A 336-nucleotide genomic window follows, 5' to 3' on the forward strand; every position below is an offset into this window, starting at 1 on the left:
GCCTGCCGACGCCGTCCAGCGCCAGGATGGGGCCGATCTCGGAGGCGAAGGCAAAGCGCTTGTCGGCGGAATGATAGTAGAAAGGTTTGACGCCAAAATGGTCGCGCGCGCAAAACAGCGCCCGACGCTCGCCGTCCCAGATCGCGAAAGCGAAGTCGCCCTGCAGATAGGTCGGGCAGGCCTCGCCCCATTTGAGATAGGCGCTCATCATAAGCATGCCGTCGGCGATCGACCGGTCGCGGATGCCAAGCTTGGCCAAAAGCTCATCACGATTGTCCAGCCGGCAATCGGCTGTGATGGCGAGCTTGCCGCCGGCCATTCTCAATGGGCCGGAGA

General features: G+C 62.8%; 1 pseudogene. It reads right to left on the reverse strand.

Annotation, left to right across the window (positions count from 1 at the left end):
- A pseudogene (locus EN850_RS34700) lies at window positions 1–336 on the reverse strand (asparagine synthetase B); the annotation flags it as partial.

Origin of the sequence: Mesorhizobium sp. M8A.F.Ca.ET.207.01.1.1 (assembly GCF_004794715.1) — a bacterium.
GTDB lineage: Bacteria > Pseudomonadota > Alphaproteobacteria > Rhizobiales > Rhizobiaceae > Mesorhizobium.